This is a genomic window from Kitasatospora sp. NPDC091335 (assembly GCF_044757205.1).
Classification (GTDB): Bacteria; Actinomycetota; Actinomycetes; order Streptomycetales; family Streptomycetaceae; genus Kitasatospora.
In genome coordinates this window covers 90,718-105,781 of record NZ_JBIVUM010000026.1, presented here as the reverse complement: position 1 = coordinate 105,781, position 15,064 = coordinate 90,718, and the positions used below count along the sequence as shown (strand labels likewise).

At 72.6% G+C, this 15,064-nt stretch carries 12 protein-coding genes; 8 read left to right on the top strand and 4 right to left on the bottom strand.

What is annotated here, in order from left to right:
• The first annotated feature begins 162 nt into the window (after window positions 1–162).
• Complete coding sequence (locus tag ACIQOW_RS36435; protein ID WP_401092130.1) at window positions 163–888, top strand: uracil-DNA glycosylase; 726 nt, start codon at window positions 163–165, stop codon at window positions 886–888.
• 227 nt (window positions 889–1,115) lie between these two features.
• On the top strand, window positions 1,116–2,153 hold the full coding sequence (locus tag ACIQOW_RS36430; protein WP_401092129.1) for a glycoside hydrolase family 6 protein: 1,038 nt from the start codon (window positions 1,116–1,118) through the stop codon (window positions 2,151–2,153).
• 95 nt (window positions 2,154–2,248) lie between these two features.
• On the opposite strand, the gene ACIQOW_RS36425 is transcribed toward ACIQOW_RS36430, so the two are convergent.
• The 4 genes from ACIQOW_RS36425 to ACIQOW_RS36410 form a co-directional block, all read right to left on the bottom strand.
• Entirely contained in the window at window positions 2,249–4,180 is a 1,932-nt protein-coding gene (locus ACIQOW_RS36425; protein WP_401092128.1) for a galactose oxidase-like domain-containing protein, read from the bottom strand.
• Window positions 4,181–4,274: 94 nt separating this feature from the next.
• The gene (locus tag ACIQOW_RS36420) at window positions 4,275–6,407 is read right to left on the bottom strand and encodes a glycosyltransferase family 2 protein (RefSeq protein WP_401092127.1); all 2,133 of its coding nucleotides are present in this window, start codon (window positions 6,405–6,407) and stop codon (window positions 4,275–4,277) included.
• 564 nt (window positions 6,408–6,971) lie between these two features.
• Entirely contained in the window at window positions 6,972–7,697 is a 726-nt protein-coding gene (locus tag ACIQOW_RS36415) for a 3-oxoacid CoA-transferase subunit B (RefSeq protein WP_401092126.1), read from the bottom strand.
• 4 nt (window positions 7,698–7,701) lie between these two features.
• Window positions 7,702–8,463, bottom strand: a complete 762-nt coding sequence (locus ACIQOW_RS36410) for a CoA transferase subunit A (protein WP_401092125.1) — start codon at window positions 8,461–8,463, stop codon at window positions 7,702–7,704.
• 516 nt (window positions 8,464–8,979) lie between these two features.
• Between ACIQOW_RS36410 and ACIQOW_RS36405 the strand changes: the two genes are divergently transcribed.
• The 6 genes from ACIQOW_RS36405 (at window position 8,980) to ACIQOW_RS36380 (ending at window position 15,046) form a co-directional block, all read left to right on the top strand.
• Window positions 8,980–10,251, top strand: coding sequence for a substrate-binding domain-containing protein (locus tag ACIQOW_RS36405; protein ID WP_401092124.1), 1,272 nt, complete (start codon window positions 8,980–8,982; stop codon window positions 10,249–10,251).
• 5 nt (window positions 10,252–10,256) lie between these two features.
• Complete coding sequence (locus tag ACIQOW_RS36400) at window positions 10,257–11,072, top strand: ABC transporter ATP-binding protein (protein ID WP_401092123.1); 816 nt, start codon at window positions 10,257–10,259, stop codon at window positions 11,070–11,072.
• Window positions 11,073–11,128: 56 nt separating this feature from the next.
• The gene (locus tag ACIQOW_RS36395; protein ID WP_401092137.1) at window positions 11,129–11,944 is read left to right on the top strand and encodes an ABC transporter ATP-binding protein; all 816 of its coding nucleotides are present in this window, start codon (window positions 11,129–11,131) and stop codon (window positions 11,942–11,944) included.
• Entirely contained in the window at window positions 11,944–12,810 is an 867-nt protein-coding gene (locus ACIQOW_RS36390; protein ID WP_074005092.1) for a branched-chain amino acid ABC transporter permease, read from the top strand. Before ACIQOW_RS36395 ends, ACIQOW_RS36390 begins: the two co-directional genes overlap by 1 nt.
• 206 nt (window positions 12,811–13,016) lie before the next feature.
• Window positions 13,017–14,144 (top strand): branched-chain amino acid ABC transporter permease, encoded by a 1,128-nt coding sequence (locus ACIQOW_RS36385; RefSeq protein WP_401092136.1) that lies wholly within the window; start codon window positions 13,017–13,019, stop codon window positions 14,142–14,144.
• Window positions 14,141–15,046, top strand: coding sequence for an alpha/beta fold hydrolase (locus ACIQOW_RS36380; protein ID WP_401092122.1), 906 nt, complete (start codon window positions 14,141–14,143; stop codon window positions 15,044–15,046). Before ACIQOW_RS36385 ends, ACIQOW_RS36380 begins: the two co-directional genes overlap by 4 nt.
• Window positions 15,047–15,064: the final 18 nt, after the last annotated feature.

The window sequence follows — 15,064 nt, the reverse complement described above, 5'->3', positions numbered from 1 at the left end:
GCCGGACAGAACAACCCGAAGACAGCCCAGCAGGGCGTCAGTCAGTGGGAGAGCCACGACCACCGGAACCTGAGTATCAGCATCAATGTCAGTGGGGCTGTGTAGCGTTCGGGGTGAAAGAGGGCGTGCGGCGCAGCAGCCGCGGTGTGGGAGGTAGATGTCGTGACGGACACTGTCGAGGCGGGCGTGGTCGGGGCCGGCGCGGACGGCGGGCTGGAACTGCCCGAGTCCTGGCGCGGGGTGCTGGGCGCCGAGACGGAGAAGCCGTACTTCGCGGAGCTGGCGGCCTTCGTGGCGGCCCAGCGTGCGGAGCACGAGGTGTTCCCGCCGAGCGGCCAGGAGTTCGCCGCGCTGGACGCCACTCCGTACGACAAGGTCCGGGTGCTCGTGCTCGGCCAGGACCCGTACCACGACAACGGCCAGGCCCACGGCATGAGCTTCTCGGTGCTGCCGGGCACCAAGACGCCGCCGTCGCTGCGCAACATCTTCAAGGAGCTGGACGCCGACCTGGGCATCCCGGCGCCGGACAACGGCTACCTGATGCACTGGGCCGAGCAGGGCGTGCTGCTGCTCAACGCGGTGCTCACGGTCCGCGCGCACGAGGCCAACTCGCACAAGGCGAAGGGCTGGGAGAAGTTCACCGACGCGGTGATCAAGGCGGTGAGCGAGCGCGAGGAGCCGGTGGTCTTCGTGCTGTGGGGCAACTACGCGAAGAAGAAGCTGCCGCTGATCGACACCACCAGGCACGTGGTGGTGCAGGGCGCGCACCCGTCGCCGCTCTCGGCCAAGCTGTTCTTCGGCAGCCGCCCGTTCTCGCAGATCAACACCGCGCTGGACTCCTTCGGCGCCGAGGCGATCGACTGGCAGGTGCCGAACCTGAAGGGCTGAGCCCCGGGTCGCGGGGTGCCTGAGCCCCGGCTCGGGCGTTCCCGGGCGCTGTCGGGTGCTGGTGGCCGTGGGCCGGGCGGGTTCGATGTCCCGTTCGCCCACGGCCACTTGCCGTTCACCACCGGTGGCCGCCGGCCGGTGCCGGGTGTGCTTAGCTGGTGCGGACCGGTCGCCTGACCGGTGCCGGGGAGGGGCGGTACGTGCACGGGCTGGGGCGGACAGGGACGTTGCGGTGGGCCGTGGGGGCGGTGCTGGCCGGGGTGCTGGCGGCCGTGTCCGGCTGTAGCGGTTCGGACGGCGGCAAACCGGGCGCCGCCACGGGGACGGGTGCCACCGCGGGTGGGGGCGCCTCCGCGGGGACGGGCCAGGCCGGGGGGCTCGCCCAGCTCCCCGGGCAGACCTTCTACGTCTCCGACCAGACCAACGCCGCCCGCCAGGCCGCCGCGCTGCGCGGCCAGGGCCGGACGGTGGAGGCCGACACGCTGCAGCGGATCGCCTCCCAGCCCTCCTCGCAGTGGCTCGGCGAGCAGGGCGCCAAGGAGATCGCCGAGCAGGTGAGCCGCCGGGCCACCGAGTCGGGCCGGACGGCCGTCTTCGTCGCGTACGACATCCCGCACCGCGACTGCGGCCAGTACTCGGCCGGCGGAGCCTCCGACGCGGCCGCCTACCGGTCCTGGATCACCGGCGTCGCGCAGGCCCTCGGCGACCGCAAGGCCTGGGTGGTGCTGGAACCGGACGCCGTCGCGCACACCCTGGACACCTGCGGGATCAAGGGCGACCTGGCCGCCGAGCGGTACGGCCTGCTGGCCTTCGCCGTCCAGGAGCTGAAGAAGAACCCGAACGCCCGGGTCTACCTGGACGCGGGCAACCCCGGCTGGGCGCAGGACCCGGAGGAACTGGCCGCCGCCCTGCGCAAGTCGGGCATCGCCGCGGCGGACGGCTTCGCCGTGAACGTCGCCAACTTCTACGACACCGAGCGGAACGCGGCGTACGGCGCCAGGCTCTCCGCGGCCCTGGGCGGGAAGCACTTCGTCGTCGACACCAGCCGCAGCGGCAACGGCGCGATGGGCGGGGACTCCTGGTGCAACCCGCAGGGGCGCGCGCTCGGCGACCGGCCGACCACCGAGACCGGGCGGCCCGGGGTGGACGCCTACCTGTGGATCAAGAACCCGGGGGAGTCGGACGGCGACTGCGGCCGGGGCGAGCCCAGGGCGGGCGAGTTCTGGCTGCCGTACGCGCTCGGGCTGGCGCAGGCGGCGCGCTGAGGCACGGCCTGCACCGGCTGCGTCACCCGGCCCGGGCGATCAGGGCTGATCGCGTCGCCCCGGCCGGCCCGGGCCGCTCGCGTCGTTCCGGGGTGTCAGGCGGTGACCTGGATCCAGCGGGCGACCGACGGGGTGCCGACGGCGTCCGTCAGGAACAGCATGTACCAGCCCGGCGGCAGCAGACTGGGGTTGCCGGGCAGGGCGAGCGAGACGCCGTCCGCCGTCCGTCCGGTGATCTCCAGGGCCACCGAGCGCTGCTCGACGTCCGTGACGTGGGTGACCGAACTCGGCCGGATCAGCTTGGCGGTGGCGACCGCCTCCGGCCTGGACGCACCAACGGCGACGGTGCTGCCGAGCCCGGCCGTCCGCGGAACGGCACCGGCCTGCGGGCGGTCGCCGTGGTACAGGTACGGCGGGGTGTAGATCTCGATGCGCTGCTCGAAGCCGCCCGGCTGGGTCTCGGCCTTGTCCGCGAAGAGCGGGTTGGAGCCCAGTACGGCGACCCGGCCGTCCGGCAGCAGCAGCGCCTCGGAGTGGTAGTCGCGGCCGACGGCCGGCTCGGCGGCGGTGCTGAAGCTGTTGGAGTCCGGGTGGTAGACCTGCGCCTTGAGCAGGTCGCTGTCGCCCCGGCCGCGGTAGCCGCTGGAGCCGCCGGTGGTGAAGACGGTGTCGTCCGGGAGGATCACGCTGTTGAGGTAGCGGGTGCCGCCGGCCGGCAGGTCCGGGCCCGGGGCGAAGGCGGGCGCGGCGGCGGAGAGGTCCGCGATGTCGGTGCGGGCGGTGGACAGCGGCGACTCGCCGACGCCGCCGCCGCCGAGCACCATCACCTTCTGCGCCTGCGCGGGCGGCAGCAGCACCGAGGAGGAGGTCTCGGTGAGGCCGGGGTCGCGCAGGCCGGGGACGGGCTGGAAGGCCCCGGTCGACACGTCCCACACGCCGGGCTCGCGGCCCTTGTCGCCGGGGCCGTAGCCGCCGTTGGAGCCGGAGTAGAAGAGCTTGCCGGAGGCGGTCAGGAAGATCGCCGGGTAGGTCGGGAAGTAGTGGTCGGGGCCCTTGGACCAGGACTTGGACTTCGGGTCGTAGATCTCGTTGTCGTTGCCGCTGAGGATCTCCCCGGTGTCGTCCAGCCCGGAGACGGTGACCACCCGGCCGTCGCCCAGCCCGGTCAGCGTCGGGTACCAGCGGGCGTGGGCCATGTCGGTGACCGGCTCGTACAGCTCGGTGTCCGGGTTGAACTCGAAGGCGGAGCGGATGCCCTGGTACTCCTGCTTGTCCAGGGTCAGCTTCGTGTTCTGCCCGTACAGGTTGTGGGCGTCGGTGCCGCTCAGGCCCTTGATCCGGTACTGGGCGGGGGAGTCGGAGACGTAGTCCGGGCCCGCGGCGACCGCCTCCACGTACACGTGCTGCTCGCCGGCGGTGACCACGGTCTGCTTGCCGGAGCCGGCCTTGGTCGCGGCCGGGACGGTCACCTCGGCGGTGCTGGCGTACTCGTGGCCGTTCGGGGAGACGAAGACGGTGCCCTTCGGGAAGGTCCGGTCGCGGTCGGGGCTCTCGTTGCGCACCCGCATCACGCCCGCGGCCTTCTTCACGGCGCCGGCCAGCTTCTCGTAGCGCTGGGTGCCGCCGGCCACCAGGACCCGGCCGTCCGGCAGCGAGGTGTGGCCGCCGCAGAACATGTCGGCCGGGGTGGGGACCGGCTTGTAGGAGTTCTCGGCCGGATCCCAGAGCAGGCTCTTGAAGGTGCCCGCGTTGAACTGCTTCTCGTCGTTGCCGGAGCCGGCCACGATCAGGACCTTGCCGGTGCGCAGCAGCGTCGCGTGCACGGCGTTGACCCGGAACTCGGCGGGCAGCGACAGGGTCTGCCAGTGGCCGTACCGCGCCTTGTAGTCGGGGCGGTTGATCACGTAGCTGTGGTACTGCTCGGAGGCGAAGCCGAGGACGGCCGGTGCGTTCATCCCGGCCACGGTCAGCGCGACGGTACTGCCGAGGGCGAGGCGCTTGGTGCGGCCGGCCTTGTGGATCCTCACGGTGGTTGCTCCCTCGGGAGGCGGTCGGGGGCTGTTCTGTTCGGGCGGCTGTTCTGCTCGGGCGGATGTCCGGCTCGGCGCTGTGCTGTTCCGGTCAGTGGGAGGGCGTGCGGCTCCCGGTCCGGTCGGGTGCGGGCGGGGTGAACGACGGTGGTGACGCGGTCCGTACGGGCGGTGCGGCCCGGCGGTCGCGGGCGTGGCGCGGGCGGCGCTTCTCCAGGAGGACCGCCGGGGTCGCCGTCGGGCCGCCGGTGACGGTGAGGGTGGCGGTGGGGCGGGTCCGGCGACGGCGGACGGCGTCGCCGGCGGTGATCAGGACCGGCAGGAGGGTGAGCAGCAGGGCGATCCAGGCCCAGGCGCGCATGGCGGCGTGGTCGTAGCCGGTGAAGTAGGAGGCGGTGATCGCGCCGCCGAACACCAGCGTCCAGAACAGGTGGAAGCGGAAGGCGCCGAGGCGGTCGGTGCTGGCCGAGCGGCCCTTGGGCGTCACCACGAAGCGGCTGCGGCGGCGCACGAGTGCCTGGAGCAGCGAGGCCGCGTAGACCGGGCCGCAGAGCGCCGACATCACCATGCCGGCCACCCCGGAGGAGCCGGCCGGCTCGTGCGGGCTCACGTTGTGCTTGCGGTTCCAGGTGTAGAGCAGGAGCTGGAGGGCGGCGGCGTCGCTGTAGAGCATCATCCAGATCTCCGAGGAGACGTGCACGCCCGAGGCGCCGAAGCCCAGGTAGAGGACGCTGGACAGGCCGCCGAGCAGCCAGGTGAGCGCCGCCATCGGGTAGAAGCCCACCATCAGCGAGTAGTTGAGCAGCCGCCCGGGCGACAGCTGCCACAGCACCCGCCAGTACTGGGTGAGCAGGGTCTCGTAGGTGCCGCGGCTCCAGCGCAGTTGCTGGGAGAAGAAGTCGGTCCAGGACGACGGGCCCTCGCCGACCGCGAGCACGTCCGGGGTGTACACGGACTTCCAGCGCTCTCCGGTCTCCGGGTTCCGGCTCCGGTGGAACTCCAGACCGGTCGCCATGTCCTCGGTGATGGAGTCGGACAACCCGCCGATCGACTGGAGTGCGCGGATTCTGACGGCGTTGTTGGTGCCCACGAACATGGGCGCGCCGTAGCGGTTTCCGGCGCGTTGGATGAGGGCGTGGAAGAGGTACTGCTGGCTCTCGGAGAATTTGGTGACGGCCGAGCCCGAGCTCCGGTAGTTCCCGTACACCTGGGGGCCGACCACGAATGCCACGTCGGGGTCGCGGAAGTAGCCGAGCATCCGCTCGCAGAAGTCCGGCAGCGGAACGTGGTCGGTGTCTACGGACACCCAGAACTCGTAGTCGTCGCCGTGGGCCTGGAGCCAGGCGTTGTAGTTGCCGTGCTTGGTCCCGGCGCGGAACCGGCCCTTCGGCCGGTTCCAGTGCGGCCGGCCGGCGCGGCTGAAGTGACGCACGCCCAGCTCGGTGCAGAGCTCCCGCATTGCAGGATCGTTTCCCTCGTCCAGGAGCCAGACGTCGTACGGTCCGTCGTGCCGTACGGCGCGGGCCGCGGCCAGCGTGGCCCGGACCATCTCCGGCGGCTCCTTGCCCGGCACACAGGTGGTGAGGAAGGCGACCCGGGTGCCCGGCACCGGTGTCACCGGGATCGGATCGCGGGCGACCAGCGTGGCGTGGGTGTTGGAGACGACGTTGACCAGCCGGAACACCTCGACGACGGCGATGATGCCGATCATCACCTTGTCGCCGAGGAGCACCAGGGTGTTGGTCTCGTCGAGCCGCTCGGGCCAGTGCTCCGGCAGCAGCAGCCAGACCAGCAGCACTACTTCCACCACGGGAGCGGCCATCAGCAGCAGGGCGGCGCGGATCCGGTGCGGCTCGCGGCGCAGCAGGCTGCGGTAGCGGACGCGGTACGGGGGTTCCGTGGGCGGTGGTTCGTGGGACGCGGCCGAGGGGGCGGTTGCGGGGGCGGTTGTGGGGGCGGGAGCTGGGGCTGGGGCGTACGAGCTTGCCGGGGCGGGTTCGTACGAGACGGCCGGGTCGGGCCAGTAGACGCCGCCGCCGAGGTCGTCGTCCTCGTCCGGGTCGTGTGCCGGGCCGGCGAGACGGCTGAAGTGGCCGTAGTCGTACGGGGCTTCGGGTACGGCTACGGTGCTCAGGACGGCCTCGTCCAGCTGCCCTTCACCTCGCCCTTCACCTCGCCCGTGGGCCGTTCCGACGCCCTTTCGTCGTGAGAACGGCGTGGTCATAGCTGCTCCCCCCGGAGTTCGCGCCTTGCTTCACTCGCTCGGCTTCTGCGTGGGCTTGCCTCGACTCGGAGCCGGCCGGGTGGAACCAGGTGGAACCGGTGAGAACGCGGCCCGGGGAACCGCGCTTCTCAGGCGGTTTCCGGGCGGTCCGGCAGGTCCAGCGTGTGCGACCGGTTCGGTTGTGCGCGGGTACGGCGGCCTCGAATCCGGGATCCCGATGCTTTTCCCGCTTCCCCTCCGGACACGTCGGGATCCTCGACTTCCTCAACTCTCCCTGAGCGCAACGGTGATCGCAACCAATCCGGGGGATCACCGTCGTCCAGGCATGAAGATGCCACGGTTCCCGGCCAATCTGGCGGGTGTTGGTGCTATTGCGGCGAATTCTCCTTGCCCGGCCGATCCGCGCTACCCGGCGGAGGCCGGACGGCGGAGCGGGGGTGGTGCCGAGGGGGCGGCGGTGAGGGGCCAGCGATGAGGGGCGGCGGAAGGGGGACGGCGGCGAGGGGCAGCGGGACGGCCGGACCGCCCTGGGGCGATCCGGCCGTCCGTACGGGTCCTGGCTGGTCAGAGCGGAGGCAGCAGGGCGGCGCCGGTCGCCGCCTGGACCTCGGCGAACCCCACGCCCGGGGCCGTCTCCACCACGCGCAGCCCCTCCGGGGTCACGTCGACCACCGCGAGGTCGGTGACGATCCGGTCCACAACTCCCCGTCCGGTCGCCGGAAGTGACAGCTCCTCGACGATCTTCGGTGAGCCGTCGCGGGCGGTGTGCTCCATCACCACGATCAGCCGGCGGGCGCCGTGCACCAGGTCCATCGCGCCGCCCATGCCCTTGACCATCTTGCCGGGGATCATCCAGTTCGCGAGGTCCCCGGCGGCGGAGACCTGCATCGCGCCGAGCACCGAGACGTCGATCCGCCCGGCCCGGATCATGCCGAAGGAGAAGGCGGAGTCGAAGTACGAGGCGCCGGCGGCGACCGTCACCGTCTCCTTCCCGGCGTTGATCAGGTCGGCGTGCTCGGCTCCCTCCTCCGGGTACGGGCCGACGCCGAGGACGCCGTTCTCCGAGTGCAGCACCACCTCGACGCCCGGCGGGAGGTGGTTGGGGATCAGCGTCGGCAGGCCGATGCCCAGGTTCACGTACTGGCCGTCGCGCAACTCCCGGGCGGCGCGGGCGGCCAGGGCGTTGCGCGGGTCGAGGGCGGGCGTGGGCGCGGATGCGGGCGCGGCGGAGATGTCGGGGGTGGCCGCGGTGGGGCCGGCCGCGGTGGGGGTGATGGTCGGGGTGGGCATCGGGTCAGGCCTCCTGGAGTGCGGGGCGGACGGTCCGGCGCTCGATGCGGCGGTCCTCGGGGTCGGCGGCCACCACCCGGTCGACGTACAGCCCGGGCAGGTGCACCGCGTCCGGGGGGAGTTCGCCGGGCTCGACGATCCGGTCCGCCTCGACCAGGGTGATCCGGCCGGCCGCCGCGCAGAGCGGGTTGAAGTTGCGGGCGGCGGCATGGAACACGCAGTTGCCGTGCCGGTCCGCCACCTCGGCCCGGACCAGCGTGAAGTCCGCCGTGATCGCCTCCTCCAGCAGGTACCGGCGGCCGCCGAACTCCCGGACCTCCTTCGGCGGGGAGGCCAGGGCCACCGAACCGTCCGCCGCGTAGCGCCAGGGCAGCCCGCCCTCCTCGACCTGGGTGCCGACCCCGGCCGGGGTGAAGAACGCCGGGATGCCGGCGCCGCCCGCCCGCAGCCGCTCGGCCAGCGTGCCCTGGGGGATGAGCTCCACCTCCAGTTCGCCGGAGAGGTACTGCCGGGCGAACTCCTTGTTCTCCCCGACGTACGAGGAGGTCATCCGGGCGATCCGGCCCGCCCGCAGCAGCAGGCCCAGCCCCCAGTCGTCCACCCCGCAGTTGTTCGAGACCACCCGCAGACCGGTGGCACCGGAGTCCGCCAGGGCGCCGATCAGCGTGCTCGGGATGCCGCACAGGCCGAAGCCGCCGACGGCCAGCACCGCGCCGTCGGGGATGTCCCCGACGGCGTCGGCGGGGGAGTCCAGGACCTTGTCCAAGGGATCACCTCGTGAGGAGTGGGAGGAAAGGGGGTGGGCGGGTCGACCGCGGGGCCGGCAGGCGTCCGTGAGGGCCGGGCGTCGGGGACGGGCCGGGCATCGGGACGGCCGGGCGTCGTGGGTGAACCAGGGGTCGGGGGTGGAGCGGACATCGGGGTGGCCGGCGGGCTCGGGAACCGCGCGGAGCCCGCGGTCGGACCGGGCGGGGCTGGGGTCCTGTCCGGGCCGGACCGGGGTCGGGCACGCCGCTGGGGTGGCTGCCGCCGGACGGGCTCCGCGCCCCTCCACCGTCACCGGACACGGGCCGGGGCAGCCATGGCGGCCACCCCCATGGGTGAGCCCTGGGTCGTGTCGGCCGGCCACACCAGAGCGCCCGGGGAACGGGACCGGGCCGACGGTATGTCGACCGGAGCCACATCCCGGCCGGGTGATGCGTCGGTTGGGCACATGTCGCCGCTCCCACCGCACACCTACGGTTCCCGCATCCACCCCGCCGCACCACAGGAGTCGGTCACCATGCGCAGCTCGACAGCCCCCTCCAGGACCGCCTCCGGCGCCCGCCTGGGCGACTCCCTGACCGGCGGCCCGGCTCGGAAGTTCGCCGCCCTCGCGGCCTGCGTCCTGCTCGCCTCGGGCTGCGCCAAGGCCGGCACGGCCGGGACGAACACGGCGGACGGTGGGGCGAAGGGCCCGATCAAGGTCGGCCTGGTGTACTCCAAGACCGGGCCGCTGGCCGCCTACGGCAAGCAGTACCTGGAGGGCTTCAAGGCCGGCCTGAGCTACGCGACCAAGGGCACCGGCGCGGTCGACGGGCACAAGATCGAGTTCGAGGAGCAGGACGACGCGGGCGACCCGGCCAAGGCGGTGTCCGCCGCCAAGGACCTGATCGGTAAGGGCCACAAGGTGCTGGCCGGTTCCACCGCCTCCGGCGTGGCCCTCCAGGTCGGTCCGATCGCCGCCCAGAACAAGGTGCTCTTCATCAGCGGCCCGGCCGCCGCCGACAAGGCCACCGGCCTGAACAAGTACACCTTCCGTTCCGGCCGCCAGTCCTACCAGGACATCAAGACCGCGGCCTCGTTCGTCGGTGACGCCAAGGGCAAGAAGGTCACCGTGCTTGCCCAGGACAACGCCTTCGGCCAGGCCAACGTGGCCGCCGTGAAGGCCCTGCTCGGTGCCGAGGGCGCGACGGTCGACCAGGTGCTCGCCCCGCCGAGCGCCACCGACCTCACCCCCTTCGCCACCCAGGCCAAGACCGCCAAGCCCGACCTGCTGTTCGTCGCCTGGGCCGGCGACACCGCCTCGGCCCTGTGGACGGCGCTCAACCAGCAGGACGTGTTCGCCGACACCAAGGTCGTCACCGGCCTCGACCTGGCCGCCTCCTACCCGCTGTTCGGCCCGGCCGGCGAGAAGATCTCCTTCCTGAACCACTACTTCGAGGGCGCCGCCGGCACCCCGGTCGAGAAGGCCATGACCGAGGCCGTCGCCGCCGCCGGAGGAAAGACCGACATCTTCACCCCCGACGGCTTCACCGCGGCGCAGATGATCGTGCACGCCGTCGAGGCGAACCACGGCTCCGCCGAGGACACTTCGGCCCTGATCAAGGCCCTGGAGGGCTGGAGCTTCGACGGGGTGAAGGGGAAGACCACGGTGCGCGCCGAGGACCACGCCCTGCTCCAACCGATGTTCCAGGCCCGGCTCACCGGCAACGGTGCCGCCGCCAAGCCCTCGGTGGAGAAGACCCTGACCGCGGACGAGGCGGCGCCCCCGGTCGTCCCGATGGCGGGCTGATCCCGATGCCCGCCCGTACCGTCTCCACTCCTGCCGCTTCTGCCGCTCCGCCGGCGCGTTCCTCCTCGTCCTCCTCACCGGTGCTGAGCCTGGACGGGCTCGGCTGGTCCGTCCGCGGTGTGCCGATCGTCGAGGAGGTCTCCTTCTCGGTCGACGAAGGCGAGTTCATCGCCTTCATCGGACCCAACGGCGCCGGCAAGACCTCCCTCTTCAACCTGATCTCGGGCATCTACCCGGCGAGCCACGGCAGCCTCCACCTCGACGGCGCGGACATCACCGCCGAGCCGGTGCACGCCAGGGCCCGGCGCGGGCTCGGACGCACCTTCCAGACCTCCTCCCTCTGGCCGGGGATGACCGTCGCCGACCACGTCCGCCTGGCCGCCCAGGCGGCGGCCGGGCCCGGCGCCTCGTACCGGCTCTGGCGCCGTGCCGACCGCTACGAGCGGCAGCTGGCCGCCACCTTGGAACGCACCGAGCTCACCCACCGCGCGGACACCCTGGCCAGTGCGCTCTCGCACGGGGAGAAGCGCAAGCTGGAGCTGGCCGTCCTGCTGGTCTCCGAGCCCCGGCTGATCCTGTTGGACGAGCCGATGGCCGGTGTCAGCGCGGAGGAGGTGCCCGCCCTCACCGAGCTGATCCGTTCCGTGCACCGTGACCTGGGCCGGACCGTCCTGATGGTCGAACACCACATGGACGTCCTGCTCGGCCTGGCCGACCGGCTCGCGGTGATGCACCACGGCACCCTGCTCGCCTTGGACACCCCCGAGGCCGTGATGGCCGATCCGACCGTTCAACAGGCCTACCTGGGTGAGGCGTTGTGACCTCCTCTCCGTTCTCCGATCAGCGCCCCTCTTCTTCGGCGCACTCGTCCTCCTCGCTGCCGTCCACTGCCGAACCCCTCCTCTCCGTTCGCGATCTGCGGGTGGTCATCGACGGGCTGCACATCCTGCACGGCGTCGACCTCGACGTGGCCCCCGCCGGGGTGACCGCACTCCTGGGCCGCAACGGCGCGGGCAAGACCACCACCGTCAAGGCCGTCATGGGCCTGGTGCCGCGCACCGGAAGCATCCGGTTCTCCGGCGCCGAACTCTCCTCCCTTCCCACGCATCTGGTCGTTCGCCAGGGCATCGGCTACGCGCCCGAGGACCGGGGGATCTTCGCCGGCCTGACCGTCGCCGAGAACCTCCGTCTTGCCGAGCGTGCTGCCGAGCGCGTCGCCGGAGGTGGGGGCGGGGCCGGTGAGCCGAACTACGCGCTCGTCCACGAGCTCTTCCCCGAACTCAAGCAGCGGGCCGGACAGTTGGCCGGGACGCTCTCCGGCGGCCAGCAGCAGATGGTGGCGATCGGCCGGACGCTGCTCAACCGCAACCGGCTGATCATCGCCGACGAGCCCACCAAGGGGCTGGCCCCGAAGATCGTCGCCGAGGTGGCCGATGTGCTGGCGCGTGCGGCCGAAGCCGTGCCCGTCCTGCTGGTCGAGCAGAACCTCGCCCTCGTCCGCCGACTGGCCGGCACCTGCGCCGTCCTGGCCGACGGCCGTACCGCCCACCGCGGCGACACCGCCGAGCTGTTGGCCGACGAGGAGGCCGCCCGCCGCCTGCTCGGCGTCGGCTCCCGTCACCCGCTCGCGGGCGGACCCCGGCCCGGGGTCTCCCCGGCCACCCCTGTCGTCACCGCGGAGGTGAAGCCCTGATGGACACTGTCGTCCTCCTTTTCTGTACCGGACTCGGTCTTGGTGCGCTGTACTTCCTGGTCGCCTCCGGTCTGTCGCTGATCTTCGGGCTGATGGACGTGCTCAACTTCGCGCACGGCGCCCTGCTCTCCATCGGCGCGTACGCCACCTGGTGGGCCGGCGCCGAAGCCGGTCTCTCCTTCTGGCTCGCGGTGCCGTTCGGCACCCTGGTCGGGACGGCAGCCGCCGTCCTGTTGGAGCTCTTCCTGATCCGGCCGCTCTACAGCCGCCCGCGCGACCAGATCCTCGCCACTGTCGGGGTCGGGCTCGCCGTACCCGCCCTGCTGATGGGGATCTGGGGCGCGGACTCCCGCCCCTTCCCCCAGCCGGAGCTGCTGTCCGGCACCTGGCACGTGCTCGGTGCGACCGTCCCGGTCAACCGCTTCGTGCTGGTGGCTGCCGCCGCACTGTTGCTGCTCGCTCTTCGGTTGTTCCTCGCCCGCACCCGCTACGGGCTGATCGTCCGGGCCGGCGTCGAGGACCGGGCGATGGTCACCGCGCTCGGCATCGACGTCCGGAAGGCGTTCACCCTCGTGTTCGCCCTCGGTGGGGCGGCCGCCGCGCTCGGCGGCGCCCTCGGCGGCCTCTACTTCGGTTCGGTCAATCCCGGCCAGGGGACCGGCCTGCTCATCTTCGCCTTCGTCGTGGTGGTGATGGGCGGCATGGGCTCCGTGACCGGAGCCGCCGTCGCCTCGGTGGGCGTCGGTCTCGTCCAGCAGTTCGCCAACTACTACACCGGCGCCGGGCTCGGCGACCTCTCGGTCGTCGTCCTGCTCGCCGTGCTGCTTCTCGTCCGACCCCGTGGACTCACCGGGAGGCTCGCGTGAGCGCCGAAACACCGATCACGAGCACCGGTGGCCCCGCGGCCGACCGCGGCGCCGCTCCGACAGGGGGGACTGACACCGGCCCTGCCGTGACCACCATGCCGACGGAGGGGACTGACACCAGCTCCGCCGACACCACCACTGTGGCAAGGGGGACTGACACCGGCCTTGCCGAGACCCATTGTGAACACAAGGCCGCGTCCGGCGCCATCCCTCGAACGGGTGATCCAGTCACTAATCGCTGGACAGGCGTACACAGAGCGCTACGCTGGTGGCCGATCGCTCTGCTGATCACGTTCCTTGTCGCCCCCTATAGTGCGCTTCCCGTACCGGGACTGCTCGACGGCCCGCTCGGCAGCCCCGGAAGCCTCCAACTGCTCGCCCTGTGCCTGCTCTACGGGGGCCTCGCCACCGGCTACGACCTCCTGCTCGGCCGTACCGGACTGCTCTCCTTCGGCCACGCGCTCTACTTCGCCACCGGCCTCTACGCCACCGACCTCGGCATGCTGGAGCTCCGGCTTCCGTTCGTCGCCGCCGCGGTGTTCGGCGTCGCCTGCTCCGTGCTGCTGGCCCTGCTGCTCGGCTCGGTCAGCCTGCGCGTCACCGGCATCGGCTTCTCCATGGTCACCCTCGCCTTCGCCCAGGCCGGCTCGATCCTCGTCCAGCGCAACCCCGGTGGCGTCACCGGTGGCGAGGAGGGCCGCTCCGCTCCGGCCGACCTGCTGCCCTCCGGCCTGCTCGGGATCGAGAACACCGCCAACCTCTACTGGATCGCCGTCGGCTACCTGGTGCTGACGGTCGCCGCGGTCCACTGGGCGGTCAAGTCGCCGATGGGCCGGGTCTGGGAGGGCATCAAGGAGAACGAGCGCCGGGTCGAGGTGCTCGGACTGCGGCCCTACGGCTACAAGCTGGTCGCCTTCGTGCTGTCCGGCGGGCTCGCCGGACTGGGCGGGGTGGTCTACCTGCTGCTGACCGGCGGCGCCACCCCGCAGGCCGCCACCTCGGACGCCACGCTCGCGCTCCTGGTCATGGTCGTCCTCGGCGGCTCCGGCACCCGCTGGGGGCCGCTGCTCGGCGGGGTGCTGTACACCTGGGCCGGCCACCGGCTCGGCGACCTCGCCAACTCGTCGACCGTCGCCGACCTGCCCGGGGTGCTGCGTGTGCCGCTCTCCCAGCCGCTCTTCCTGCTGGGCGCCCTGTTCGTCGCCGTGGTCTACCTGCTGCCCGGCGGGCTGGCTAGACTGCCTGCCCGCATCCGCGCGGTCCGATCCGCCCGCGCCGTCCCGGCGCCGGCCGGCCTCGGAACCGCCCGCCCGACCGGAGGTACCCCCGCGTGAGCCAGTCGCCGCTGAAGCCCGAGGAGTCGACCGTCCCCGTGCCCGGTGGGGACCTGGCCGTCCTGCGCTGGCCCGCCGAGGACCCGGAGGCCCCGACGATCGTGGCGGTGCACGGCATCACCGCCAACGGCCTCGCCTGGTACGAGGTCGCCGACCGGCTCGCCGGCCGGGCGACCCTGCTCGCACCCGACCTGCGGGGCCGCGGCGCCAGCCGCTCGGTCGCCGGACCGTACGGGCTGGCCAGGCACGCCGACGACGTGGCCGCGCTGATCGGGGCGCTCGGCTCGGGCCCCGTCACGGTGGTCGGCCACTCGATGGGGGCCTGGGTCGCCGCCCTGGCCGCCGTCCGGCACCCCGGCCTGGTCCGCCGCGTCCTGCTGGTCGACGGAGCGCTGACCTTCCCGTTGCCGGAGGGCGTCCACGAGGAGGACGCCCTGGCCGCGGTGCTCGGCCCCGCGCTGGCCCGGCTGTCCACGACCTTCCAGGACCGGGACGCCTACCGGGAGTTCTGGCGCGCGCACCCCGCCTTCGCCGGCGCCTGGAGCGAGGGGATCGACGCCTACACCCAGCGCGACCTGGTCGGCACGGAGCCCGAACTGCACTCCTCCTGCGTGCTGGAGGCGGTACGGGTCGACGGCGCCCAGGTCCTGCTGGACGAGGACGCGGCCGCCGCCGTGCACCGGTTGCCCTGCCCGGCCGAACTGCTCTGGGCCGAGCGCGGCCTGCTCGACGAGCCGCAGGGCCTCTACGACCACGGGCGGATCGGTCTGGCTGGGCTGGACCAGGAGCGGGTGCCCGCCTCGCCGGTGCCGGACACCAACCACTACTCGATCCTCTGGGGCGGCGCCGGGGCCGACCGCATCGTCCGCAGCCTGCTCGCGGACGTCCCCACCGCCGGGTAGCGGGCCCGGCCGAGCGTC

Excerpts from the sequence above, each read along its gene's own strand:
- ACIQOW_RS36420 (WP_401092127.1), bottom strand. The coding sequence starts at position 6,407 with ATGACCACGCCGTTCTCACGACGAAAGGGCGTCGGAACGGCCCACGGG.
- ACIQOW_RS36415 (WP_401092126.1), bottom strand. The coding sequence starts at position 7,697 with ATGCCCACCCCGACCATCACCCCCACCGCGGCCGGCCCCACCGCGGCC.
- ACIQOW_RS36405 (WP_401092124.1), top strand. The coding sequence starts at position 8,980 with ATGCGCAGCTCGACAGCCCCCTCCAGGACCGCCTCCGGCGCCCGCCTG.
- ACIQOW_RS36400 (WP_401092123.1), top strand. The coding sequence starts at position 10,257 with ATGCCCGCCCGTACCGTCTCCACTCCTGCCGCTTCTGCCGCTCCGCCG.
- ACIQOW_RS36390 (WP_074005092.1), top strand. The coding sequence starts at position 11,944 with ATGGACACTGTCGTCCTCCTTTTCTGTACCGGACTCGGTCTTGGTGCG.